This is a genomic window from Crossiella sp. S99.2, from assembly GCF_023094165.1.
Lineage (GTDB): Bacteria > Actinomycetota > Actinomycetes > Mycobacteriales > Pseudonocardiaceae > Crossiella.
In genome coordinates this window covers 42,984-65,966 of sequence record NZ_JALMDK010000022.1, presented here as the reverse complement: position 1 = coordinate 65,966, position 22,983 = coordinate 42,984, and the positions used below count along the sequence as shown (strand labels likewise).

The following is a 22,983-nucleotide window of genomic DNA, read 5'->3' as shown; positions in this document are numbered from 1 at the left end:
ATGAGGTTTCCACGATCCGCGGCGCTGGTCGCGTTGCTGGCCACCCTCACCGCCTGCGGCTCCTCGGTGAAGACCGTCGACCAGCAGGGCGCCGCAGGCGAGGGCGCGCTGGTCGGCGTGACCATGCCGACCAAGTCCTCCGAGCGCTGGATCCACGACGGCGACAACATCCGCAAAGCCCTGGAGCAGCAGGGTTTCCGGGTCGACCTGCAGTACGCGGAGAACGACATCCCGACCCAGGCCAACCAGCTGGAGAACCAGATCACCAAGGGCGCCAAGGCGTTGATCGTGGCCTCCATCGACGGCACCGCGCTCAGCTCGCAGCTGCAGCAGGCCGCGGCCGCGAAGATCCCGGTCATCGCCTACGACCGGCTGATCCGCAACAGCCCCGCGGTGGACTATTACGCCACCTTCGACAACTACCGGGTCGGCGTAGAACAGGCGAATTCGCTGCTGGCCGGGCTGAAGACGCGGGGCGCCGGGCCGTACGCGGTGGAGTTGTTCGGCGGCTCGCCGGATGACAACAACGCCCCGTACTTCTTCAACGGCGCCATGTCCGTGCTCCAGCCGCTGATCGAGGCGGGCACCCTGGTGGTGCGCAGCGGCCAGCGCGAGTTCGGCACGGTGGCGATCCTGCGCTGGGAACCGGCCACCGCGCAGCGCCGGATGGAGGACATCCTCACCAAGACCTACACCAGGTCCAAGGTGGACGGTGTGCTCTCACCCTACGACGGGCTGTCCATCGGCATCCTGTCCGCGTTGAAGAGCAACGGCTACGGCACCGCGGCCCAGCCCTACCCGGTCGTGACCGGGCAGGACGCCGAGATCGCCTCGGTCAAGTCGATCATCGCGGGGGAGCAGTACGCCACCGTGCAGAAGGACACCAGGGAACTGGCCAAGGTGGCCGCGGCCATGGCGGGCGCGGTGCTGCGCGGGCAGCAGCCCGAGGTGAACAACGAGAAGGACTACCACAACGGCGTCAAGGTGGTCCCCTCCTTCCTGCTCCAGCCGGTCGCCGTGACCAAGGTCAACTACCGCGAGGTGCTGGTGGAGTCCGGCTACTACACCGAGGGCCAGTTGAAGTAGCGATGACCGAGCACATCCTGCGGATGCTGGGCATCACCAAGACCTTCGGTCCGGTCACCGCGCTGGACGGGGTGACGTTGTCGGTGCGGTGCGGGGAGATCCACGCGATCTGCGGGGAGAACGGCGCGGGCAAGTCCACGCTGATGAAGGTGCTCTCCGGCGTCCACCCGCACGGCTCCTATACCGGCGAGATCAATTTCGACGGTGAATCCCTCGCGCTCACCGGGATCCGGGACAGCGAGGCGCGCGGCATCGTCATCGTGCACCAGGAGCTGGCACTCTGCCCCGAGCTGTCCATCGCGGAGAACCTGTTCCTGGGCAACGAGATCGCCAGCAGGGGCTGGATCGACTGGAACCGGGTCAACCACGACGCGGCCGCCCTGCTGGCCAGGGTGGGCCTGCGGGAGAACCCGGTGACCCCGGTACGCGATATCGGCATCGGCAAACAACAACTGGTGGAGATCGCCAAGGCGCTGGCCAAGGACGTGCGGCTGCTCATCCTGGACGAGCCCACCGCGGCGCTCAACGACGAGGACTCCGCGCACCTGCTGGAGCTGTTGCGCGAGCTGCGTGCGCAGGGGGTCACCTCGGTGCTCATCTCGCACAAGCTCAACGAGATCACCGCCGTCGCCGACTCGATCACCATCATCCGGGACGGCCACACCATCGACACCCTGGACGTGCAGGCGGCGGAGGTGAGCGAGGACCGGATCATCGCGGGCATGGTCGGCCGCGACCTCACCCACCGCTTCCCGCCGCGCGAACCGGGAATCGGCGCGGAGGTGCTGCGGATCGAGGACTGGACCGTGCACAGCCCGGCCCGCCCGGACCAGGCGGTCCTGCACGGGGTGACGTTGTCGGTGCGGCGCGGGGAGATCGTCGGCCTGGCCGGGCTGATGGGCGCCGGGCGCACCGAACTCGCGATGAGCGTCTTCGGTCGCGCCTGGGGCGCCGCGGTCTCGGGGCGGATCCTCAAGGACGGCAAGGAGATCCGGCCGCGTTCAGTGCGCCAGGCGATCCGGCACGGCCTCGCCTACGTCAGCGAGGACCGCAAACGTTACGGCCTCAACCTGATCGAGGACATCCGGCGCAACATCTCCGCCGCCGGACTGGGCAGGCTGGCCCGGCGCGGCTGGGTGCGCGAGGGCGAGGAGTTCGGCCTCGCCCAGCACTATCTGCGTGCGCTGGGCATCCGGGCGCCCGGCGTGCTGACCCCGGTCGGCGCGCTCAGCGGGGGCAACCAGCAGAAGGTGGTGCTGGCCAAGTGGATGGTCACCGAGCCGGACGTGCTGATCCTGGACGAGCCCACCCGTGGCATCGACGTCGGGGCGAAGTACGAGATCTACAGCATCGTCAACCAGCTCGCCGAGCGCGGCGCGGGGGTGCTGGTGATCTCCTCGGAGTTGCCGGAGCTGCTCGGGCTGTGCGACCGGGTGTACGCGCTGGCCGAGGGCCGGATCACCGGTGAGCTGACCCGGGCGGAGGCGACCCAGGAACGCCTCATGCGGCACATGACCCAGGGACAGGAGCGGACCCGATGACCACTGAGGCCGAACTCGCACCGGGCGCCGCGCCCGGTAGGCCCACGGCACCGCCGTCGCGGCGCCGGTTCCGGATCGATGTGCGGCAGAGCGGCATCTACGTGGCCTTCGCGCTGATCGTCGCGCTGTTCACCGCGCTGACCGGCGGCACCCTGGTGGAGCCGCAGAACATCTCCAACATCATCGTGCAGAACTCCTATGTGCTCATCCTCGCGGTGGGCATGATCCTGGTGATCATCGCCGGGCACATCGACCTGTCCGTGGGCTCGGTGGTGGCGCTCACCGGGGCGTTGTGCGCGGTGCTGACCGTGCAACTGGGGCTGCCGTGGCCGCCGGCGGTGCTGGTGACGCTCGTCGCGGGCGGGCTGATCGGCGCCTGGCACGGCTACTGGATCACCTACTTCGGCATCCCGGCCTTCATCGTCACCCTGGGCGGCATGCTGGTCTTCCGCGCGCTCACCCTGAGCGTGCTGGGCAACCAGGGCATCGGCCCGTTCCCGGAGCCGATCCGCACGCTGGCCAACGGTTTCCTGCCCGGCTTCCTCGGCAACATCGGACTGGGCCCGCTCGGCGGCGCCGACCTGCTGAGCTTGCTTGCCGGGCTGGCCGTGGTGGCCGGAATCGCGCTGACCCAGTGGCGGGCCCGGCGCGGACGCGCGGGCTACGGGCAGGACATCGATCCGGCGCCGGTGTTCGTGGCCAAGGTCGTCGCGGCCGGGCTGCTGGTGCTCGCCGTGGTGGTGCAGCTGGCCCGCTTCCGCAACCTGCCGTGGGTGCTGGTGCTGCTGGCCGCACTGGTGTTGGGTTACTCGGTGCTGGCCGGGCGGTCGGTGTTCGGGCGGCGGATCTACGCCATCGGCGGCAACCCGCAGGCGGCCACCCTGTCCGGGGTGAACGTCCGCTCGGTCACCTTCTGGGTGTTCGTGAACATGGGTGTGCTGGCCGCGCTGGCCGGGGTGGTCTTCGCGGGCAGGCTCAACCAGGCCGGTCCCACCGCGGGCGCCTCCTTCGAGCTGGACGCGATCGCGGCCGCCTTCATCGGCGGCGCCGCGGTGCAGGGCGGGGTCGGCAAGGTGGTCGGCGCGGTCACCGGCGGCCTGATCATGGCTGTGATCAACAACGGCATGTCGCTGATCGGCGCCCCCAGCGAACAGGTGATGCTGGTCAAGGGTCTGGTGCTGCTGGCGGCGGTCGCCTACGACGTGTGGACCAAACGCCGGTCCCGCGCGCGCTGACGGTGGTCTTGGCGATCGAGGCTGGTTTTCGCAACGGGATGCTCCAGGAGTGGCAGGGGCACGGCTAGTCTGGGAGCGCTTCCAGTTCCAGTCGACTGTAACGGCGTCCGCCGCCCGATGTGAATGCCGGGTGACGAGAATCCGGGGCGGCAGACCCGATCGGACCAGCGAGGTGGACTATGCGATCACGAAAATCTCTGCTGAGCACGGTGCTGCTGAGCCTGCTCGCCTGCCTGTTCCTGACCGGCCCCGCGCACGCGGCCACCGGCTTCGCCGTGCGCGAGGGCAGACTGCACGACGCCAACGGGGTGGAGTTCGTGCTGCGCGGTGAACCACGCGCACACCTGGTACCCGCAGCGGTTCAGCTCGCTCGCGCACCTGTCCGCGCTCGGCGCCAACTCGGCGCGGGTGGTGCTCAGCACCGGCGACCGCTGGACCCGCAACGACACCGCCGATGTGGCCAGGGTGGTCGCGGAGTGCAGGCGGCAGAAGCTGGTGTGCGTGCTGGAGGTGCACGACACCACCGGCTACGGCGAGCAGTCCGGCGCGGTCACCCTGGACCGGGCCGCCGACTACTGGCTCGGCATCCGGGAGGCGCTGCGCGGCCAGGAGTCCTTCGTCATCATCAACATCGGCAACGAGCCGCACGGCAACAACGGTTACCAGCGCTGGAGCGCGGACACCCGCGGCGCGATCGCCAAGCTGCGCGGTGCCGGACTGCGGCACACGATCATGGTGGACGCGCCGAACTGGGGCCAGGACTGGTCCTTCACCATGCGGGACGGCGCGGGCGCGGTCTTCGCCGCGGACCCGTTGCGCAACACCGTGTTCAGCGTGCACATGTACGGGGTGTACAACACCGCGGCCAAGGTCTCGGACTACCTTGGCCGGTTCCTGGCCGCCCGGCTGCCGATCGTGGTGGGCGAGTTCGGCCACTTCCACTCCGACGGCGACCCCGACGAGAACGCGATCCTCGCCTACAGCCAGGCCAACCGGATCGGCTACCTGGGCTGGTCGTGGAGCGGCAACAGCGCTGACGTGGGATATCTGGACATGGCCAGCGCCTTCGACCCGGCCCAGCTGACCGGCTGGGGCCAGCGGATCTTCCACGGCCCCAACGGGATCAGGCAGACCGCGAAACGGGCCACGGTGTTCGGCGGGGCGGCCTGAGCGCCGGGGGAACCGCCAGGGTGAATGTCTGTACACACGTTGGCGCCCGGGTTAGTATCCGAAACTGGGAGCGCTCCCAGAAATCGCCCCCTGAGATCGCTCAGCGACGAGCGGAGGAACCGCGATGAGGTTCAAACCCCTGTTGACGAACTTGCGAACGGGCCGTGGTCTACGCGGCACGGCCGCGGGTCTGGCGGCGGTGCTGACCGCCACGACCTTCGGCACCGTGCTAGCCGCCCCCTCGGCCAGCGCCGCGCCCGCCTGCCGGGTCGACTACAGCGTGCACGACTGGGGCACTGGATTCACCGCCCGAGTCAAGATCAACAATCTGGGCGATGCGATCTCCAGCTGGACGCTGGGCTTCGCCTTCCCTGGCAACCAGCGGCTTTCGCAAGGCTGGAGTGCGAACTGGTCCCAGGCCGCCGACAGCCCCAACGTGACCGCGACGGGCAATGGAGCCCTGGGCACGGGGACCTCGGTGGAGATCGGCTTCAACGCCACCTACTCCGGCGGCAACCCCGCCCCGGCCGGCTTCACGCTCAACGGCAACGCCTGCACCGGCGAGCCGACCGAGCCGCCGCCGGGCGGGAGCCGGGAGAACAACCCCTACACCGGCGCCGACATGTACGTGAACCCGGACTGGGCGGCCAAGGTGCGCGCCGAGCCTGGTGGCGGCCGCATCGCGAACCAGCCCACCGGTGTCTGGCTGGACCGCATCGCGGCGATCAACGGCACCGCCGGCGCCAGGGGTCTGGTCGGCCACCTCGACGAGGCGGTGCGGCAGGACGCGGCGAACGGGGCGAAGCCCCTGGTGCTCCAGCTGGTGATCTACAACCTGCCCGGCCGGGACTGCTCGGCGCTGGCCTCCAACGGCGAACTCAAGGCCGCGGAGATCGGGCGCTACCGCACCGAGTACATCGACCCCATCGCCGCGATCCTGGCCAGGCCCGCCTACGCCAGGCTGCGCGTCGTCACGGTGATCGAGGTCGACTCGCTGCCGAACCTGATCACCAACGTCAGCGGCAGGCCCACCGCGGTCCCGCAGTGCGACACCATGAAGGCCAACGGAAACTACGTCGCAGGCGTCGGTTACGCGCTGAACAAGCTCGGCGACGTGCCCAACGTGCACAACTACATCGACGCGGGGCACCACGGCTGGCTCGGCTGGGACGACAACCTCAACCCGACCGTGCAGCTGATGTGCCAGGCGGCCAACGCCTCCGGCGCCACCCCGGCCGACGTGTCCGGCTTCATCGTCAACACCGCCAACTTCAGCGCGCTCGCCGAACCGTTCTTCAAGGCCGACACCGTGGTCGGCGGCAGGCCGCTGCGGGAGAGCACCAAGTGGGTGGACTGGAACCGCTACGTCGACGAGGTGGGCTACGCCCAGGACTTCCGGGCCAGGGCCGCCGCGGCCTGCTTCGGCCAGGACGTCGGCATGCTCATCGACACCGCGCGCAACGGCTGGGGCGGCCCCAACCGCCCGACCGCGGCGAGCACCTCGACCGACCCGAACACCTTCGTCAACCAGTCCCGCGTCGACCGGCGCATCCACCTCGGCAACTGGTGCAACCAGTCCGGCGCCGGCCTCGGCGAGCGGCCGAAGGCCAACCCCGGTCCCGCCGGTGTCGACGCCTACGTGTGGATGAAGCCGCCCGGCGAGTCCGACGGCTCCAGCAAGTACATCCAGAACAACGAGGGCAAGGGCTTCGACCGGATGTGCGACCCGACCTACACCGGCAACATCCGCAACGGCAACAACATGTCCGGCGCACTGGGCAACGCGCCGCTGTCGGGCCACTTCTTCCCCGCACAGCTGCAGGAACTCATGCGCAACGCCTACCCCGCACTGTGATCGCCTGACCGGACCCGGAACGCCGCCCTCGCAGCGTCGCGAGGGCGGCATTCCACCCCACCACGGCGGGGAAGGTGCGGACTTCACAGCCACCAGGCGAGCGGTGCTCGGCAACCGCCTACCCACCGGCGTCCCAGTCAGCCGCTGGTGACGTCGGTGGGTAGGCGGTCGGTCAGTTACCTGGAGCAATCACGGTTGTTCGGCGGTCAGCCCGTTCTGCCTGATCACCTGGGCGTAGAAGTGCGCGCTGCGCTTCGGGGTACGGACCTGGGTCTGGTAGTCCACGTGCACCAGGCCGAACCGCTTGGCATAGCCCTCGGCCCACTCGAAGTTGTCCAGCAGCGACCAGCTGAAGTACCCGCGCAGGTCGGCCCCTGCCCGGATGGCCTCGTGCGCCGCGCGCAGGTGACCGTCCAAATAGGACACCCGGTCGGCGTCCTCGATCTGGCCGTCGCCGTTGGGCTTGTCCGGCCAGGCCGAGCCGTTCTCGGTGATGTAGAGCGGCAGCGGCGGGTACTCGGTGTGCAGCCGGGTGAGCACCTCGGTGAGCCCGGCGGCCTGGATCTCCCAGTTCATGTCGGTGCGCGGCAGGCCCCTGCTGGGGAAGCGCACGTGTTCGGCGCCGATCCAGGTAGTGGGGCCGTCGGCGGGCTCGGTGGCCGCGCCGGAGACGTGCAGGCTGCTGTAGTAGTTGACGCCCAACAGGTCCAGTGGCGCACCGATCAGGTCCAGGTCGCCTTCCTGGATGTGGCCCGACAACCCGAACGGCTCCAGGTCGGCGAGCACGTCCTCGGGGTACTCGCCACGCAGCACCGGGTCGAGGAAGATCCGGTTCTGCAGTCCGTCGACCCTGCGGGCCGCCTCGGCGTCGGCTTCGGAACCGGGGTCGGCCGGGCGCACCGGGTACAGGTTGAGCGTGATCCCGGCCTGAGCCTGGAGGGCGGCGTCCCTGATCGCCAGCAGGCCGAGGCCGTGCGCCAGGTGCAGGTGGTGCACGGCGGCCACGGTGGCGTGCGGGTCGGTGCGGCCGGGGGCGTGCCTGCCCGAGGCGTAGCCGACGAAGGAGGAGCAGTAGGGCTCGTTGAGCGTGGTCCAGAACGGCACCCGGTCGCCGAGCGCGCCGACCACGGTCTGGGCGTACTCGCCGAAGCGGTAGGCGGTGTCCCGGTTCGCCCAGCCGCCGCGCTCCTCCAGCGCCTGCGGCAGGTCCCAGTGGTAGAGGGTGATCCACGGGGTGATCTGCCTGGCCAGCAGCTCGTCCACCAGGCGCTGGTAGAAGTCCAGGCCCGCCGGGTTGACCGGGCCGCCGTCCGGGCGGATCCGGGGCCAGGCCACGGAGAACCGGTAGGCGCGCAGGCCGAGGTCGGCCATCAGCGCGACGTCCTCGCGCATCCGTCGGTAGTGGTCGGTGGCCGGTTCGCCGGTGTCGCCGTTGTGCACCTTGCCGGGGGTCCGGCAGAAGGCGTCCCAGATCGAGTCGGTTCGACCGTCCACAGTGGTCGATCCCTCGATCTGGAAGGCCGCGGTGGCCGCGCCCCACAGGAATCCCGGTGGGAAAGCCAGCTCGACGGCGTGGTCAGATACGTGCACTCGTCATCCCTTCACAGCGCCCTGCATGATGCCGGCGACGATGTGCCTGCCGAGCAGGACGAAGATCAGCAGAACCGGGACCGTCGCCATGGTTGTGCCGGCCAGCACGAGCGAGTAGTCGATGTAGAAGCCGCTCTGGAGCTTCTCCAGGGCCACCTGGATGGTGGGGTTGCCCGCGTCGAGGGCGACCAACGGCCACAGGAAGTCGTTCCAGGAGGTCATGAAGGTGAACATGCCGAGGAAGGCAGCGGCCGGGCGGACCGCGGGCAGGCACACGTGCCAGAAGGTGCGGATCAGGCTGCACCCGTCCATCCGGGCGGCCTCGATCAGTTCGTAGGGCACCGCCTCCAGGATGTACTGGCGCATCCAGAACACCCCGAGCGCGGTGACCAGGTTCGGCACGATCACCGCCGCCAGGCTGTTGGCCCAGCCGAACTCGGCCATCAGCATGTACAGCGGCACGATGCCCAGCTGGGTGGGCACCGCCAGGGTGGCCACCACCGCCACGAACAGCACTCCCCGGCCGCGGAAACGCAGCTTGGCGAAGGCGAAACCGGCCAGTGTGGACAGCAGCACGGTGGACACGGTCACCGTGCCCGCCACGATCATGCTGTTGCCCAATGCCTTCCAGAACGGCACCGAGTCGAACACCTTGGCCGCGTTGGCGAAGAAGTTCCCGCCGGGCAGCAGCGGCGGCACCCGCTCGGTGACGGTGGCGCTGTCCCGGCTGGCCACCACGAAGGACCAGTAGAACGGGAAGGCCGAGCCGAGCACGAAGGCCAGCAACAGCCCGTACACCGTGGAGTTGGGTCTGCCCACGCTCATCGCCCCACCCCCGCCAGCCGCCGGGTCAGCAGGAAGTTGATCCCGGCGAAGACGATGATCACCAGGAACAGCACCCAGGCGATCGCCGAGGCGTAGCCGAAGTTCTGGTTCTCGAAGGCGGATTGGTACAGGTAGAGGGTGATGGTCTGGAACTGGTTGGACGAGCCGCCGTTGTTGGAGCCTGGCCTGGTGTCGAACAGCTTGGGCTCGGTGAAGATCTGTAGCCCGCCGATGGTGGAGGTGATCACCACGAAGATCAGCGTCGGGCGCAGCAGCGGCAGGGTGATGCTGAAGAACCGGCGCACCGCACCGGCCCCGTCGACCACCGCGGCCTCGTAGACGTCCTTGGGGATGGCCTGCATCGCGGCGAGCACGATCAGCGCGTTGTAGCCGGTCCAGCGCCAGTTCACCATGAAGGCGATGGCCAGGTGGCTGGCGAAGCGGTTGGCCTGCCAGTCGATCCGGTCCAGGCCGAACCATTCCAGCAGGGTGTTGACCAGGCCGAAGTCGCGGCCGAACAGGTTGGCGAAGATGATGCCGATGGCGACCAGGCTGGCCGCGTAGGGCAGCAGCACGCCGACCCGCCAGCCGGTGGCCGGGCGGACCCTGGTGTTGAGCAGCGCGGCCAGCAGCACCGCGATCACCAGCTGTGGACCGCTGGAGAGCAGGAAGATGCTGATCGTGTTGGTCAGCGTGGTCCAGAACTGCTCGTCGGTGAGCAGGGTGGTGAAGTTGTCCAGCCCGACGAAGGTCGGCTCCGCACCGCCCAGCTCCCAGTCGAAGAGGGCTACGTAGGCGGTGTAGAGCAACGGAAACAGGCCGGTAAGGCCGAAGATCAGGAAGAACGGCGCGATGTAGAGGTAGGGCGAGAACCGGAGGTCCCACTCGCCGAGCCGGTCACGGCGGGTCTGCGGGTGTAGGTCCAGACTCACTTGGCCAGCTTCTTCGCGCCGTCGACGAGTTGCCGCCAGCCCTCCGCAGGGGAGGCGCCCTGCTCGACCTTCTGCAGCGCGGCGACCGAGACGACGTCCTGGAGTTCCCCGTCAGAGGGGCCCTTGTACTGTGCCTTGGCCACCTTGCGGGCCTGCTCGGCGAACAAGGCGCCGGCCTTGACGTCGAAGTACTTGTTGTGGCTGTTCAGCAGCTGCTCGCTGCTGAGCGCCTCGACCTGGCTGGGGAAGGTCCCCTTGGCGGCGAAGGCTTTCAGCTGCTGCGCGGGCGCGGTCAGCCAGGCGGCCAGTTCGGCGGCTTCCTTGGGGTGCTTGCTCTGCTTGGGCACGGTCAGGTACGAGCCGCCCCAGTTGCCGCCGCCCTCGGGGAAGGCGTCGGTGACCGCCCACTTGCCCTGGTTCTCCGGGCCGGCGTGCTGTTCGACCACGCCGAGCATCCAGGACGGGCAGGTCTTGGTGGCGAAGGCGCCGGTGCGGAAGGCGCTGTTCCACTCCGGGCCGAAGGCGGTCAGCTTGGCGGACTGACCCTTGGCCACCGCGGCGGTGAGCTTGTCCCAGTTGGCCTTGATGGCCTGGTTGCTCTCGATGATCAGCTTGTCCTCGGTGTTGAAGTAACCCTGGGGCAGCTGGTTCTGCATGGCGTTGAAGATCTGCGCGGCCGAGTCGAACCAGGCCTTGCCGCTGATCTTGCCGGTGAACTTCTCGCCCGCGGCGAAGAAGCTGTCCCAGGTGGCGAACAGCGCCTTGACCCCCTGCGGGTCGCTGGGCAGGCCGGCTTCGGCGAAGAAGTCCTTGCGGTAGCACATGGCCAGCGGGCCGATGTCGGTGCCGTAGCCGATCAGGCGGCCGTCCTTGGTGGTGACCGCCTCGGACTTCCAGCCCAGCCAACGATCCGGGGTGACCTCGGCCGGTCCGATCTCGCGCAGGTTGGCGAACTTGTCCGCGCGTTCCATCACCTTGGCGCGGTGGCCCTCCTCCACCGCCTCCACGTCGGCCAGGCCGGAACCGGCGCCCAGCTTGGTGTAGAGGTTCTGGTGGTGCGGCGCGGCCTGCCCGGTCTTGCGGTGGGTGACGCGGATGTTCGGGTGCACCGCCTCGTACTCCTTGAGCAGGTCCTCGTACCCGAACTCGGTGAAGGTGGCGATGGTCAGCTCCAGCTTGCCGTCCGAGCCGGCGCCGGCACCGCAGGCGGTCAGCGCGGCCACCGCCGAGACCGCGAGCCCGAGTGCGAGTGATCGAGGTAAGAGATGGCGCACGTCAACCCTTTCGCCGTTCTGGACCATACTGGGAGCGCTCCCAGAAATCGAGTTGAGTGTTGCCCCGAGATGTCCGGAGTGTCAAGGGGATCAAGGAAAAAGACTGTCGAAGGGTTGCCGGTTCGGGCGCGAACTGGAATCGCTCCCAGTTCGCGCCCGTCCGGCTCAGCCGCCGAAGAGTTCGCTGTGCGCGGCGAAGGCGGTGGCGATCTCCGCCTGCGACCAGAACCGGTGCACGGTCAGGGTCGGCGCCGGCCCGCCGTCCAGGTATGCCTGCACCTTGGGCCAGTCGGGGTCGTTCCGGTAGAAGGACCGGATGGACAGGAAGGTGGAGTTGGCGTCGATGCGGTCGCCGTTGGCCATCGTGCCGGTCCAGCCCGGCGGGATGTAGAGCCCGTCACCGTTGGCGGTGCTGAGCTTGTCGTCGAAGCGGGTGTAGTCGGCGCGGGTCTCCGGGATCGCGATGCCCTTGCCGTCCTGGTGCGCCAGCAGCGCGTCGAGCAGGCGCTCACCGGTGGTGCGCGCCGCGGTGTTGCCCGAGGCTGCCGCGTAGTAGAGCAGCGTCTTGGACAGGGCGGCCGCCACCCCGACGTCCTGGCTGTGGTTGAGCACCTTGACCGTCAGGCCGGCGTTGCCGGTGGGGGTGCCGGTCCAGTCGTCGGGCTTGCCGGTCCACTCCAGGTCCGAGGGCACCCGGAAGGAGCCGTTGCCCGCGGTGGTGTTGGCGATGGCCCAGGGCACCCACTTGTCCAGGATCGCCTTGGCCCGGGCGTCCTTGGTCACGTGGTAGAGCTGGGCGATGCGTTCCACGCCCCACACCTGGAAGCCGAACCACCGGTTGCTCGGCGGGTCGTGCCACACCGGCTGGAAGTCATACGCCATACCATGGAACTTCGCCGACCCGGCGGGCGGCGGCTGGTAGGAGCCGCCCCAGCTGTTGCTGGCGCCACCGGCGATGCCGCCGTTGGACGCTTGCAGCCACTGCAAGAACTCCAGCTGCCGGTCGTAGCTGGTGTCCCAGTCCTGCTGACCGGTGGCCGACTTCGGCTTGAGTGACGGGTCGTTGGCCAGCGCCCAGGCCGCGAGGGGGTTCTGGTAGCCCTGGTGCGGTGCGCTGGAGCCGATCCGCCAGGCCCAGCCTGCCGAGGTGTCGGTCGCGCCGCCCCAGGCGTAGTACCAGCCCATCAGGTAGTGCGCGCTGTTCTTGCCGGTGCCGCCGGGGCAGCTCCCCGGACCGTGGCAGTCGCCGATCTTCTTGAAGTACTTGTCGAACATGGCGTAGCGCAGGTAGTCGCCCATCTTGGCCGCCTTGGCCAGGATCGGCGCCACCTCCGCGCCCTTGCCCTGAGCTTCGGCCCAGGTCTTGGCCCAGTAGGCCACCTGCACCGCACGCGCGTCGGCATCCGGCGCGTTGGTGTAGCGCCACTGCTTGGAGTAGTTGGCGTCCTTGGTGAACAGGTCCAGGAACCCGTTGCGGCCGCCGTGTTTGAACGTGTCGCACGAGGGGTGGGTCACGGTCTCCCAGACCGACTCCTGCTCACCGCGCTGGAAGGTGTTGATGTAGGCCGGTGCGGCGTTGGTGCCGTCGCCGCAGAAGCCGTATTTGTAGGTGTTGTCGACGTCGAGCAGCCAGTGCATGCCGTAGATGTCGTTGTTGCCGTAGGCCGAGCGCAGCTCAGCGGCCAGCGGGTCCTGTCCGACCGCGACGCCGGGGTCCAGTTGCGAGGGGTAGCCCCTGGGGTGCGGGTGCTCCGGGGCGTAGGTGGCCGGTTTCGCCGGGTTGTAGAAGGAGTTCGTCGGCTGGTCCTTGCTGCCGGGGATGATGAACTTCTCCATCGACTCCCAGGCCTTGGCCAGCGGCGCCCAGTCCTTGGTCACCCGGCCGTAGCTGGCCTCCAGCCACAGGTAGTAGCTGAATGCCTCCGAGGTGGTCTGGTGCCCGTGGTCGGGCGCCTCCACCACCAGGGTCTCCACCGAGTGGTAGGGCACCAGCAGCTCACCGAACCGGCGGAAGTAGCCTGCCGCCGGGTCCTTGATCTTGTTGTACTGGGCCAGGAAGGCCGCCGCGTAGCTGGAGGTGTCCTTGCCCAGCTCCTTCGCGGTGATGGTGGCCGCGGTGTGCCCGGCGGCGGACACGGTGAACCTGGCCTCGCCCAGCGCGCCGCCGTTGTCGGCCGCGGCGATGGTGAGCTGCTGCGCGGTGTGCCAGTTCTGCGGGGTGAACCGCAGGGTGGCCGGGGTCGCGGTCAGGTCCGCGCTGCCGGTGCGGATCACCGTCGCGGTGACCTCCCCGGCCGGTGCGGAGGCCAGCTTGACCCCGACCTTGACCGAGTCGCCCTGGCGCACGCTGACCGCGCCGGGGGTGGCCAGCACCGCGGGCGCGCCCAGCACGCGCACCGCGACCGGGCTGGACACCGTGGTGGCGCCCCGGTCGTCGGTGGCGCGGGCGGTCACCGAGTACTCACCGGCGGTGGCCCCGGTCCAGTTGACCCGCCACGGCGCCGCGGTGGCGGTGCCGACGGGGGTGGTGCCGGCGAAGAACTCGACCTTGCTGACCGTGCCGTCGGTGTCGGCGGCCTCGGCGGCCAGCGCGATGCTGGCCGGGGCGGTGAAGGTGCTGCCGTCGGCCGGGCTGGTCAGCGCGACCGAGGGGGCCCGGTTCGCGCCGGTGCAGCGGATGCCGTTGACCGCGAAATCGGTCGGCGGCCGGTTCGCCGCGCCTTTCTCGGCGTTGAAGTTGACCTGGGTGCTGCCGCCGGCGGGCAGTACCCGGCCCCACTCCGGGTTGGCCACGGTGACCACCGCGCCTTGCTGGGTGAACACGCCGTTCCAGCCGTTGGTGATCCGCTGGCCGTCGGGGAAGGTCCAGGTGAGCCGCCAGCCGTCCAGGGCCTCGCCCTCGTTGCGGATGGTCGCGGCGGCGCTGAAGCCGGGGCCCCACTCGTTGGTCACCTGGTACACCACGGTGCAGGCCACCGAGGGGGCGGCCGCCGCGGGCAGCGCGCCCAGCGGGAGCGTCACCGCCCCGGCCAGCGCGGTGGCGAGTGCGGCGGGCAGTGGTCCGGCTCGCCATCGCCGGGATAGCGCACGGGATCTCATACAGGGTCCTCCTCCGGACACACAGGGGTGAGGGCGGTGGATTCTGGGAGCGCTCCCAGAATGGGACTGTAATCGCGCCGAAACCCGCTGTGAACCCTCGGCCGCGCACGGACGGGGACCATCGACGACATTGCACCCGTTCGGTCTCGCCTGCGCCGCCGGGCGGGCTAAACTGATCATCGGAGGTGGTGGGTGTGACCCGAGGTGCCACGCGGCCGACGCTGGAAGACGTCGCCGCCTACGCCGGTGTGTCCCGTTCGACCGCCTCGCGGGCGCTCAACGAGGACGCCTACGTCAGCTCGCGGGCCAAGGAGAAGGTCCTCGACGCCGCCCGCGAGCTGGGCTACTCGCCCAACCAGGCGGCGCGCTCGCTGGTCACCAGGCGCACCAACGCCATCGCGCTGGTGCTCTCCGAGCCGGAGACCAAGGTGCTGGAGGACCCGTACTTCGCCGAGATCGTCCGCGGCGCGTTCCGGCAGCTGTCCGCGGTGGGCAGTCAGATGCTGATGATGCTGGTGGACAGCCGCGAGGACGTGCCGGGCACGGTGCGCTTCCTGGAGGGCGGGCACGTCGACGGCGCGCTGGTCTTCGCCGCGCACCGGGGCGATCCGCTGCCGACCGCGCTGCGGCTGCTGCGGCTGCCGATGGTCTTCGGCGGCGGCGGCCCCGGCGGCGCCACCCGCGGCCTGCACATGGTCGACTTCGACAACACCGGCGGCGCGAAGCTGGCGGTGGAACACCTGCTGTCGTTGGGGCGCAAGCGGATCGGCACCATCACCGGACCGCTGGACCAGCGCTCGGCGGTGGACCGGCTGGCCGGCTGGCGGAGCACCCTCGGTCTGAACGACCGCGCCGCGGCCCGGCTGTGCGAGGAAGGCGACTTCAGCACCGAGAGCGGCGAACGGGCGATGACCAGGCTGCTGGCGCGCACCCCCAAGCTGGACGCGGTCTTCGCCGCCAACGACCCCATGGCCGCGGGCGCCCTGCGCGCGCTGCACGCCGCGGGACGACGGGTGCCGCAGGACGTGGCCGTGGTCGGCTTCGACGACCACCGGGGCCTGGCCGAGGCGACCAACCCGCCGCTGACCACGGTGCACCAGGACCCGCGCGAGCAGGTCCGGCAGATGGTGCTCACCCTGCAACGCCTCATCGAGGGCGAGAACCCGCCACCGCGCAGGCAGGTCCTGCCGGTCACCCTGGTCCGCCGAGCCTCGGCCTAGCAGTACGCCGCCACCGCCGTCGCCGTGGTGGCGCGCCGTGTTGGCCGTTGTCGTACCCGGTCTTGGCCGAACTGGTACGACTTGGGCCAACTGGTACGCCCACTTTGGCCACACCGGCGTACCAGTTGGGCCAACTCGCCGTCCATAACGGCCAAGACGGCGTCCGTAACGGCCAACTCGCCGTCCGTAACGGCCAACACGGGGGTTAGTGGTTGTGGGTGGGGGGCTGGGTGAAGACGCAGTTGTCTACGTCGGCTGGGATTTGGCGGACCTTGTCGTCGGTGTAGGCGCAGCGTAGGTAGTACAGGTCCAGCTGGTAGACGCCGAGGAAGCCCGAGGTGACCGCGAAACCGTTGCCGAAGGCCAGGGTCGGGCCTTCGCCGAGGGTGCCCTTGGCCATCGCGTCCCGCCAGGTTCGCTGGAACTCGATCTGCTTGCCAGGGGCGAACAACAGCAGCCCGACCTTGGGGTAGGAGGGCGGCACCGCGCAGGTGGACCACTCCGCGATGTAGGGCTCGTACAACTCGCGCAGCTCGGCGCCGACCAGTCTGCCCAGCTCCTCGGGCGTGCCGGTCTTGGCGCCGGTGCAGCCCGAGGTCCGGTCACTGACCAGGTCCACCAGTCCGTGCATGGTGGTGACCGGCGGGCCGAGTGCGCCCGCGCCCCGATCGGCAAGGGGCGCAACGGGTTCCGCGGCGCAACCGGCGAGTGCGGCCAGGGTCAGCGCGAGGGCCGCGGCGATTCTGAGCAGGGTCATGACGCCTCCTGTCTGGGAGCGTTCCCAGCACCGTAGCCAAACCTTTGCCTGATTGACAAGGAGATGTGCTACCCCGAATCTGGAAGCGCTCCCAGATTCCCTGCCATGAGGAACTGACCATGACACTGCGAAGCAGGCTCGCGGCGTTGGCGGCGGTGGTCGTCGCGCTGTGTTCGATGGTCCTCGTCCTACTTGATCAACGCCCGGCTCAGGCGCACGGCGCCATGATGCAGCCGGGCAGCCGGACCTTCTTCTGCTGGAAGGACGGCCTCAGCTCCACCGGTGAGATCAAGCCGAAGAACCCGGCCTGCGCCGCCGCGGTGGCGCAGAGCGGCACCAACCCGCTGTACAACTGGTTCAGCGTGCTGCGCTCCGACGGCGAGGGCCGCACCCGCGGCTTCGTGCCGGACGGCCAGCTGTGCAGCGGCGGCAACAGCACCTTCTCCGGCTGGAACCTGGCCAGGAACGACTGGCCGCTCACCCACCTGACCGCCGGCGCGAACATGCGCTGGTCCTACAACGCCTGGGCTGCCCACCCCGGCTGGTTCTCCCTCTACGTCACCAAGGACAGCTGGAGCCCGACCCGGCCACTGACCTGGAACGACATCGAGGAGCAGCCGTTCCTGACCGTCGACCACCCACCGCTGACCGGTTCGGTCGGCACGGTCGAGGGCCACTACGGCTGGAACGGCAGGCTGCCGCAGGGCAAGAGCGGCAAGCACATCATCTACTCGGTGTGGAAGCGCTCGGACAGCAAGGAGACCTTCTACGGCTGCTCCGACGTGGTCTTCGACGGCGGCAACGGCGAGGTCACCGGCATCGGCGGCAACCCGGGCCCGACCGGCAGCACCAGCCCGACCAGCACCACCGCGGGCCCGCCGGGAGCCTGCACCGCCGAGTACGCGGTCACCACCAGGTGGGCCGGTGGCGCCCAGGTGACGGTGACCGTGCGCAACCCCGGCAGCACACCGGTGCGGGGCTGGACCGTGCGCTGGACCGCCCAGGCCGATCAGCGGATCTCCAGCCTGTGGGACGCCACGCACACCGTCACGGATTCGGTGGTGACGGCGAAGAACGCGTCCTGGAACGCGAGTGTGCCCGCGGGCGGGCAGGCGGCGTTCTCGTTCAACGTGGAGTCGGCCGGTGACCACACACCGGCAAGTCCACTCACCTGCGCCAGTCCCTGATGGCGCCGCCGCGGCGCGGGTCCCTTCCTCCACCGGGACCCGCGCCGCGGTTCGGTCAACTCGGGGGCGGGGCGGTGCTGCGGCGGACGATCAGCGTGGTGGCCAGCTCGACCCTGCGGTGCTCGGGTTCGGCGCCGCGGGCCAGTGCCACCGCGAGGCGGGTGGCCGCGGCGGCCATGTCCTGCAACGGCTGGCGGACCGTGGTCAGCGGCGGGCCGACCCACTGCGCCACCGGCAGGTCGTCGAAGCCGACCACGCTCAGGTCCTCCGGGATGCGCAGGCCCGCGGTGCGCGCGGCCTCGTAGACGCCCAGCGCCTGCAGGTCGCTGCCGGCGAAGACCGCGGTGGGCCGCCGGGGCAGCGTGAGCAGCTCCTCGAACCGCGCGCGGCCGGACTCGACGTGGAAGTCGCCGTAGCGCACCAGTTCCGGGTCCACCACCAGCCCGGCGGTCTCCAGCGCGGCGCGGTAGCCGTCCACCCTGGCCCGGCTGCACAGCACCCGTTCCGGGCCGCCGATCACCGCGATGCGCTGGTGGCCCAGTTCGATCAGGTGCCGGGTGGCGGTCAGGCCGCCGTTCCAGTTGGTCGCGCCGATCGAGGGGGTGTGCACGCCCGGCTCGCCGATCGGGTCCACCACCACGACCGGGATGTCCCTGGCTCGCAGCTTGGCCAGCTGGGCGGCGCTGAGATCGGAGAACACCGCGACCACGGCGAGGGGTTTGCGGGTGATCACGCCGTCCACCCAGCGCTGGCCAGGGGTCAGCCTGCCCTGTGACTCCGTGAGCACCAGTGCCAGACCCTGCTCGGCGGCCACCTGCTCGGCGCCGCGGATGATCTCCAGCGCCCAGGCGCTCTCCAGCTCGTGGAACATCAGCTCCACCAGGGTCGAGCGGCGGGACCGCTCATCGCCCCTGCGCTGGTAGCCGTGCTGGCGGATGATCGACTCCACCCGCTCGCGGGTGTCCGGCGCGACATCGGGCCTGCCGTTCATCACCTTCGAAACTGTCGGGATTGAAACGCCCGCCTCGGCGGCGATGTCCGCGATGGTGACCTTGCCCGGTGCCATGGCCGGAGTCTACGACAGCCGGGTTGCCCCAACGGGCCTATTGCCGGGGCGACAGGACCGCGCCTAGCTTCGAAAGTGTCGGTTTTCACATAGAAAGTATCGACAACCCCGGGAGCGACAATGAAGTTGCGCAGACAACTGCTGGTGCTGGGCCTGCTCGTCGCCGGTGTGGGCGCGGGCGCGCTACCCGCCTCGGCCGCGGGTCCCCTGCACGGCATCACCAACCGCTGGGTCGGCAGCGCGGTCGCCGCGGGCCCCCTGGCCAATGAGCCGGACTACCGCGGGACCCTGACCCGCGAGTTCGACAGCGTGACGCCGGAGAACGAGATGAAGTGGGCGATCACCGAGCCCAACCGCGGCCAGTACAACTGGGGCGGGGCGGACTCGATCGTCAACTACGCCCAGCAGAACGGGAAAACCGTGCGCGGGCACACCCTGGTGTGGCACAGCCAGTACCCGAACTGGTTGAACAACCTCTCCGCCAACGACCTGCGCGCCGCGGTGGAGAGCCGGATCCGCACCACGATGACCCGGTACCGGGGCAAGATCCGGGCCTGGGACGTGGTCAACGAGGTGTTCGAGGAGGACGGCAGACGCCGCTCCTCGATCTTCCAGACCAGACTGGGCGACAACTGGATCGCCGACGCCTTCCGGCTGGCCCGCCAGCTCGACCCCTCGGCCAAGCTCTACATCAACGACTACAACACCGAGGGCAACAGCGCCAAGGCCAATGCGATGTACGCGCTGGTACGGCAGCTCAAGCAGCAGGGCGTGCCGATCGACGGGGTGGGCATCCAAGCGCACCTGGCCACCCAGTACGGCTTTCCCGGTGGCTACCAGGACAACCTGCGGCGGCTGGCCGCGCTCGGCCTGGACGTGGCGATCACCGAGGCCGACGTGCGCATCCAGCTGCCCAGCGACGGCGGCAAGCTGGCCGCCCAGGCGAACTACTACAAGCAGCTGTGGGACGGCTGCCACGCGGTGAGCCGCTGCGTGGAGTTCACCACCTGGGGCTTCACCGACCGGCATTCCTGGGTGCCGGGCACCTTCCCCGGCACCGGGGACGCCTGCCTGTTCGACCGCTCCCTGCGAGCAAAACCGGCCTACCGCGCGATCAACCCCTGACCCGGCGGGTCGGCCTCACTTGCCGAACCCGGCGGTGAGGCCGGCCAGCAGGAACCGCCGTCCGATCAGGTAGACCACGAAGATCGGCAGCACCGACAGCGTCACCGCGGCCAGCAGGCCGGGCACGTTCACCCCGAACTGGCCCTGGAAGTTCCACAGTCCCAGGGTGAGCACCCGGTTTTCCGCGGACTGGGTGAGCACCAGCGGGAACAGGAAACCGTTCCAGGCGCTGAGCGCGGTGTAGATGGCCACGGTGACGATGGCCGGCCTGGCCAGCGGCAGCACCAGCTCGACCAGCGTGCGCAGCGGCCCGGCCCCGTCAATGGCCTGCGCTTCGTACAACTCGCGCGGCACCTCGCGCAGGCTGGTGGTCAGCACCAGGGTGGCCACCGGCAGCGCGAAGGCCGCGGTGGGCAGGATGACCCCGGTGAGGCTGTCGTAGAGGTGCAGCCGGGTGATCAGCAGGTAGACCGGGATGATGGTGGCCTGCGCCGGAATCGCCAGCCCGGCCAGCAGCAGGCTGAACCCGCGCCGCACCCACGGGCTGGTGCTGCGGGTGGCCGCGTAGGCCGCGGGCACAGCCAGCAGCAGCACGATGAGCACGGTGGCCACGGTGACCACCACGTTGTTGAACAGGTACCGGCCGAACCCGCCCGCCAGCACGGTGAGGTAGTTCGCCAGGGTCGGATCCGCAGGTGGGGCAAGGGGATGGCCGGTCAGGTAGTCGGTCCGTCCGCGCAGGCTCGCGGCCAGCAGGTAGTACAGCGGCAGCAGCACCACCAGCAGCCAGAGTCCGGCGAAGGCGCCGCCGATCCGGTTCGGCGTGCTCCTCATCCGCCCTCCTGTTGACTGGACATGGCGCGGAAACCGGTGGCCCGCAACACGATCAGCGACAGCGCGGCGCCCAGCACCATGAGCAGCACGCCGATCGCGCTGGCGTAACCCAGCTCGAAGCCGGTGAACCCGGTGATGTACATGTGCAGCGGCAGGATCCGGGTCGCGGTGCCCGGTCCGCCGCCGGTGAGGATCAGCACGGTGTCGAAGGTGGTCAGCGAGCCGACCAGCATCAGCACCGAGGAGCTGATCACGGTGTGCCGCAGCTGGGGCAGCGTGATGTGCCGGAAGCGGGCCAGCCGCCCGGCCCCGTCCAGCACCGCGGCCTCGTACAGCGAGGGCGGCACCGCCCGCGCCGCGCCCTGGTAGAGCAGGGTGTGGAAGGGCACGTACTGCCAGGTGATCACCAGCACCACCGTGTAGAGCGCCAGCTCGGGGTCGCCCAGCGGGGCCAGCACCCCGGCGGTGAGGCCGAAGTTGGGGTCCAGCAACGCCTGCCAGAGCAGGGCGATCGCGGCGGTGGAGAGCAGCAGCGGCAGGAAGAACAGCGCGCTGAGCACCGCCCTGCCACGCTGCCTGCCCGCCGCCCACACCCCGGTCAGCAGCGCCAGTGGGGTCTGCACCAGCCAGCACAGCGCCATGATCAGCAGGGTCCGGCCGAGCGCGGCGTGCGCTTCGCCGTCGCGGTAGAGCCGGACCCAGTTGTCCGCGCCGGTGACCCGGGGTGTGCCCAGGCCGTCCCAGGCGGTGAAGCTCAGGCCGAAGACCAGCGCCATCGGCAGCACCGCGAACAGGGTGAACAAGGCCAGCGCGGGCAGGGCGTAGAAAGCCGACGGCCGCTGGGTCATCCGCGGCTGGCCAGCGCGTCGGCGAACTGCCGGGGGGAGAGCTTGCCCAGGAAGAACTCCTGGAGCTGGGTGAGCAGGAAGGTGGCCTGCTCGGCAGGCAGGTCCTGATCCCAGGACAGCTGGAAGTGCGGGGCGGCGCGCACCCGGTCGTAGAGCCAGCCGGTGTAGGCGGCGTTGGGGGCCTTGGCCAGCTGCTCCGCCAGCCCGGTCACCGCGGGCACGTCTCCGGCGTCGATGAGCGCCTGCACGTAGGCGGGATCGTGCAGCTGGGTGGCCACGAACTTCTTCGCTTGGTCCACTGTGGACGATCCGGCGGCCACCGAGTAGAAGTTGGCCGGGTTGCCGACCAGGTCGCGCGGATCGCCCTTGCCGCCGGGCAGCGCGGGGAAGGGGACCCAGCCGAGCGCGTCCCGCTTGACGAACTCCGGGCTCTGGCCGAGCTGGTTGACGTACTCCCAGGAGCCCATCAGGTGCATCGCGGCCTTGCCCTGGGCCAGGATGGTGGAGGCGCCGCCGAGGTCATAGCCCACCCCGGCGAAGTCCCGGCCGAAGCCGCCGCGGTCGATGAGGTCCTTGAGCCGGGTCATCGACTCCAGCACGGCCGGGTGCCGCCAGCCCTCGGGATTGCCTTTCACCGCGCGGAAAACCTCGGGGCCGCCGATCCGGTCGAGCAGGTACTCCGCCCACATCAGCTCGGTCCAGGCCTGCGAGCCGGCCAGCGCGATCGGCTGCACGTTCCTGGCCTTGAAGGTCTCCACCAGCGCCAGCAGCTCGTCCCAGGTGCCCGGCGGCCGCGCGCCGGCGGCGGCGAAGACCTCCTTGTTGTAGAACAGGACCACCGGCTGCATGCCGCGCATCGGCAGGCCGTAGAGCTTGCCGTCCAGGCGGGCCGCGTCCAGCACGTTCGGCAGGAACGCCTCGCCCAGGCCGGGGTGCTCGGCCAGCAGCGGGGTCAGGTCGGCGACCTTGCCGGCGTCGACGTACTCCTTGAGGTTGCCGCCGCCCCAGTTGAAGAAGGCCGAGGGCGGGTTCGGCGAGCCGAGGGCGACCCGCAGCTTCTGCTTGTACGGGTCGTTGCCGAAGGTTTCCAGCTTGGCGGCGCCGCCCGCGCGGGTGAAGCGGTCCACCGACTGCTGTTCGATCGGGTTGAGCACGGTGTCCTGCAAGGCCCACACCGTGACCCCCGCCTGGCCTGCCGGGCCGGAGGTGCCGCAGGCGGCGAGCGCGCCCGCGGCGAGGACGAGGGCCAGGAGGCGGAGAACACGCGGCCGGGAACGCCGTAACATGGAGCCACCTTTCCGAAATGTTTCGGAAATATCGCGAGTGCGGCCGACCCTAG

Annotated in this window: 18 protein-coding genes; 8 read left to right on the top strand and 10 right to left on the bottom strand. The window is 69.8% G+C overall.

Features of this window, described 5'->3' with window-relative positions; all coding sequences use genetic code 11:
- The 5 genes from chvE (at window position 1) to MZC64_RS44895 (ending at window position 6,887) form a co-directional block, all read left to right on the top strand.
- Complete coding sequence (gene chvE / locus MZC64_RS44915) at window positions 1-1,086, top strand: multiple monosaccharide ABC transporter substrate-binding protein (RefSeq protein WP_247765840.1); 1,086 nt, start codon at window positions 1-3, stop codon at window positions 1,084-1,086.
- A gap of 2 nt (window positions 1,087-1,088) precedes the next feature.
- The gene (gene mmsA / locus MZC64_RS44910; protein WP_247765839.1) at window positions 1,089-2,627 is read left to right on the top strand and encodes a multiple monosaccharide ABC transporter ATP-binding protein; all 1,539 of its coding nucleotides are present in this window, start codon (window positions 1,089-1,091) and stop codon (window positions 2,625-2,627) included.
- Window positions 2,624-3,862, top strand: coding sequence for a multiple monosaccharide ABC transporter permease (gene mmsB, locus MZC64_RS44905; RefSeq protein ID WP_247765838.1), 1,239 nt, complete (start codon window positions 2,624-2,626; stop codon window positions 3,860-3,862). The genes mmsA and mmsB overlap by 4 nt, the downstream gene beginning before the upstream one ends.
- 327 nt (window positions 3,863-4,189) lie before the next feature.
- Complete coding sequence (locus MZC64_RS44900) at window positions 4,190-5,032, top strand: cellulase family glycosylhydrolase (RefSeq protein WP_247765837.1); 843 nt, start codon at window positions 4,190-4,192, stop codon at window positions 5,030-5,032.
- 142 nt (window positions 5,033-5,174) lie between these two features.
- Window positions 5,175-6,887 (top strand): glycoside hydrolase family 6 protein, encoded by a 1,713-nt coding sequence (locus MZC64_RS44895; RefSeq protein ID WP_282106922.1) that lies wholly within the window; start codon window positions 5,175-5,177, stop codon window positions 6,885-6,887.
- A gap of 189 nt (window positions 6,888-7,076) precedes the next feature.
- On the opposite strand, the gene MZC64_RS44890 is transcribed toward MZC64_RS44895, so the two are convergent.
- From MZC64_RS44890 to MZC64_RS44870, 5 genes are all read right to left on the bottom strand, one after another.
- Window positions 7,077-8,477, bottom strand: a complete 1,401-nt coding sequence (locus tag MZC64_RS44890) for a GH1 family beta-glucosidase (protein ID WP_247765836.1) — start codon at window positions 8,475-8,477, stop codon at window positions 7,077-7,079.
- A gap of 3 nt (window positions 8,478-8,480) precedes the next feature.
- Window positions 8,481-9,302 carry a carbohydrate ABC transporter permease gene (locus MZC64_RS44885; RefSeq protein WP_247765834.1) on the bottom strand — a complete coding sequence of 274 codons (822 nt, stop codon included), beginning with the start codon at window positions 9,300-9,302 and terminating at the stop codon, window positions 8,481-8,483.
- Entirely contained in the window at window positions 9,299-10,234 is a 936-nt protein-coding gene (locus MZC64_RS44880) for a carbohydrate ABC transporter permease (RefSeq protein ID WP_247765831.1), read from the bottom strand. The genes MZC64_RS44885 and MZC64_RS44880 overlap by 4 nt, the downstream gene beginning before the upstream one ends.
- The gene (locus MZC64_RS44875) at window positions 10,231-11,508 is read right to left on the bottom strand and encodes an extracellular solute-binding protein (RefSeq protein WP_374205890.1); all 1,278 of its coding nucleotides are present in this window, start codon (window positions 11,506-11,508) and stop codon (window positions 10,231-10,233) included. Before MZC64_RS44875 ends, MZC64_RS44880 begins: the two co-directional genes overlap by 4 nt.
- A 165-nt stretch (window positions 11,509-11,673) precedes the next feature.
- Window positions 11,674-14,607 carry a glycoside hydrolase family 48 protein gene (locus tag MZC64_RS44870; RefSeq protein WP_247765829.1) on the bottom strand — a complete coding sequence of 978 codons (2,934 nt, stop codon included), beginning with the start codon at window positions 14,605-14,607 and terminating at the stop codon, window positions 11,674-11,676.
- A gap of 194 nt (window positions 14,608-14,801) precedes the next feature.
- Here MZC64_RS44870 and MZC64_RS44865 point away from each other — a divergent pair, with 194 nt between their 5' ends.
- Window positions 14,802-15,827, top strand: coding sequence for a LacI family DNA-binding transcriptional regulator (locus MZC64_RS44865; RefSeq protein ID WP_247765828.1), 1,026 nt, complete (start codon window positions 14,802-14,804; stop codon window positions 15,825-15,827).
- A 205-nt stretch (window positions 15,828-16,032) separates the two neighbouring features.
- Here the strand turns inward: MZC64_RS44865 and MZC64_RS44860 are convergent, their stop codons facing one another.
- Window positions 16,033-16,584 carry a hypothetical protein gene (locus MZC64_RS44860; protein ID WP_247765827.1) on the bottom strand — a complete coding sequence of 184 codons (552 nt, stop codon included), beginning with the start codon at window positions 16,582-16,584 and terminating at the stop codon, window positions 16,033-16,035.
- Between the two features lie 119 nt (window positions 16,585-16,703).
- Here MZC64_RS44860 and MZC64_RS44855 point away from each other — a divergent pair, with 119 nt between their 5' ends.
- The gene (locus MZC64_RS44855) at window positions 16,704-17,771 is read left to right on the top strand and encodes a lytic polysaccharide monooxygenase (RefSeq protein ID WP_247765825.1); all 1,068 of its coding nucleotides are present in this window, start codon (window positions 16,704-16,706) and stop codon (window positions 17,769-17,771) included.
- A gap of 55 nt (window positions 17,772-17,826) precedes the next feature.
- Here MZC64_RS44855 and MZC64_RS44850 read toward each other — a convergent pair whose 3' ends face one another.
- On the bottom strand, window positions 17,827-18,837 hold the full coding sequence (locus MZC64_RS44850) for a LacI family DNA-binding transcriptional regulator (RefSeq protein ID WP_247765824.1): 1,011 nt from the start codon (window positions 18,835-18,837) through the stop codon (window positions 17,827-17,829).
- 120 nt (window positions 18,838-18,957) lie between these two features.
- On the opposite strand from MZC64_RS44850, the gene MZC64_RS44845 reads away from it, so the two are divergent.
- Window positions 18,958-19,962, top strand: coding sequence for an endo-1,4-beta-xylanase (locus MZC64_RS44845; RefSeq protein ID WP_247765823.1), 1,005 nt, complete (start codon window positions 18,958-18,960; stop codon window positions 19,960-19,962).
- 15 nt (window positions 19,963-19,977) lie between these two features.
- On the opposite strand, the gene MZC64_RS44840 is transcribed toward MZC64_RS44845, so the two are convergent.
- The 3 genes from MZC64_RS44840 to MZC64_RS44830 are packed head-to-tail and all read right to left on the bottom strand — an operon-like array spanning window position 19,978 to window position 22,930.
- Window positions 19,978-20,796 carry a carbohydrate ABC transporter permease gene (locus MZC64_RS44840; protein WP_247765822.1) on the bottom strand — a complete coding sequence of 273 codons (819 nt, stop codon included), beginning with the start codon at window positions 20,794-20,796 and terminating at the stop codon, window positions 19,978-19,980.
- Window positions 20,793-21,644, bottom strand: a complete 852-nt coding sequence (locus MZC64_RS44835) for a carbohydrate ABC transporter permease (RefSeq protein WP_247765821.1) — start codon at window positions 21,642-21,644, stop codon at window positions 20,793-20,795. Before MZC64_RS44835 ends, MZC64_RS44840 begins: the two co-directional genes overlap by 4 nt.
- The gene (locus MZC64_RS44830; RefSeq protein ID WP_247765820.1) at window positions 21,641-22,930 is read right to left on the bottom strand and encodes an extracellular solute-binding protein; all 1,290 of its coding nucleotides are present in this window, start codon (window positions 22,928-22,930) and stop codon (window positions 21,641-21,643) included. The genes MZC64_RS44835 and MZC64_RS44830 overlap by 4 nt, the downstream gene beginning before the upstream one ends.
- Window positions 22,931-22,983 lie beyond the last annotated feature (53 nt).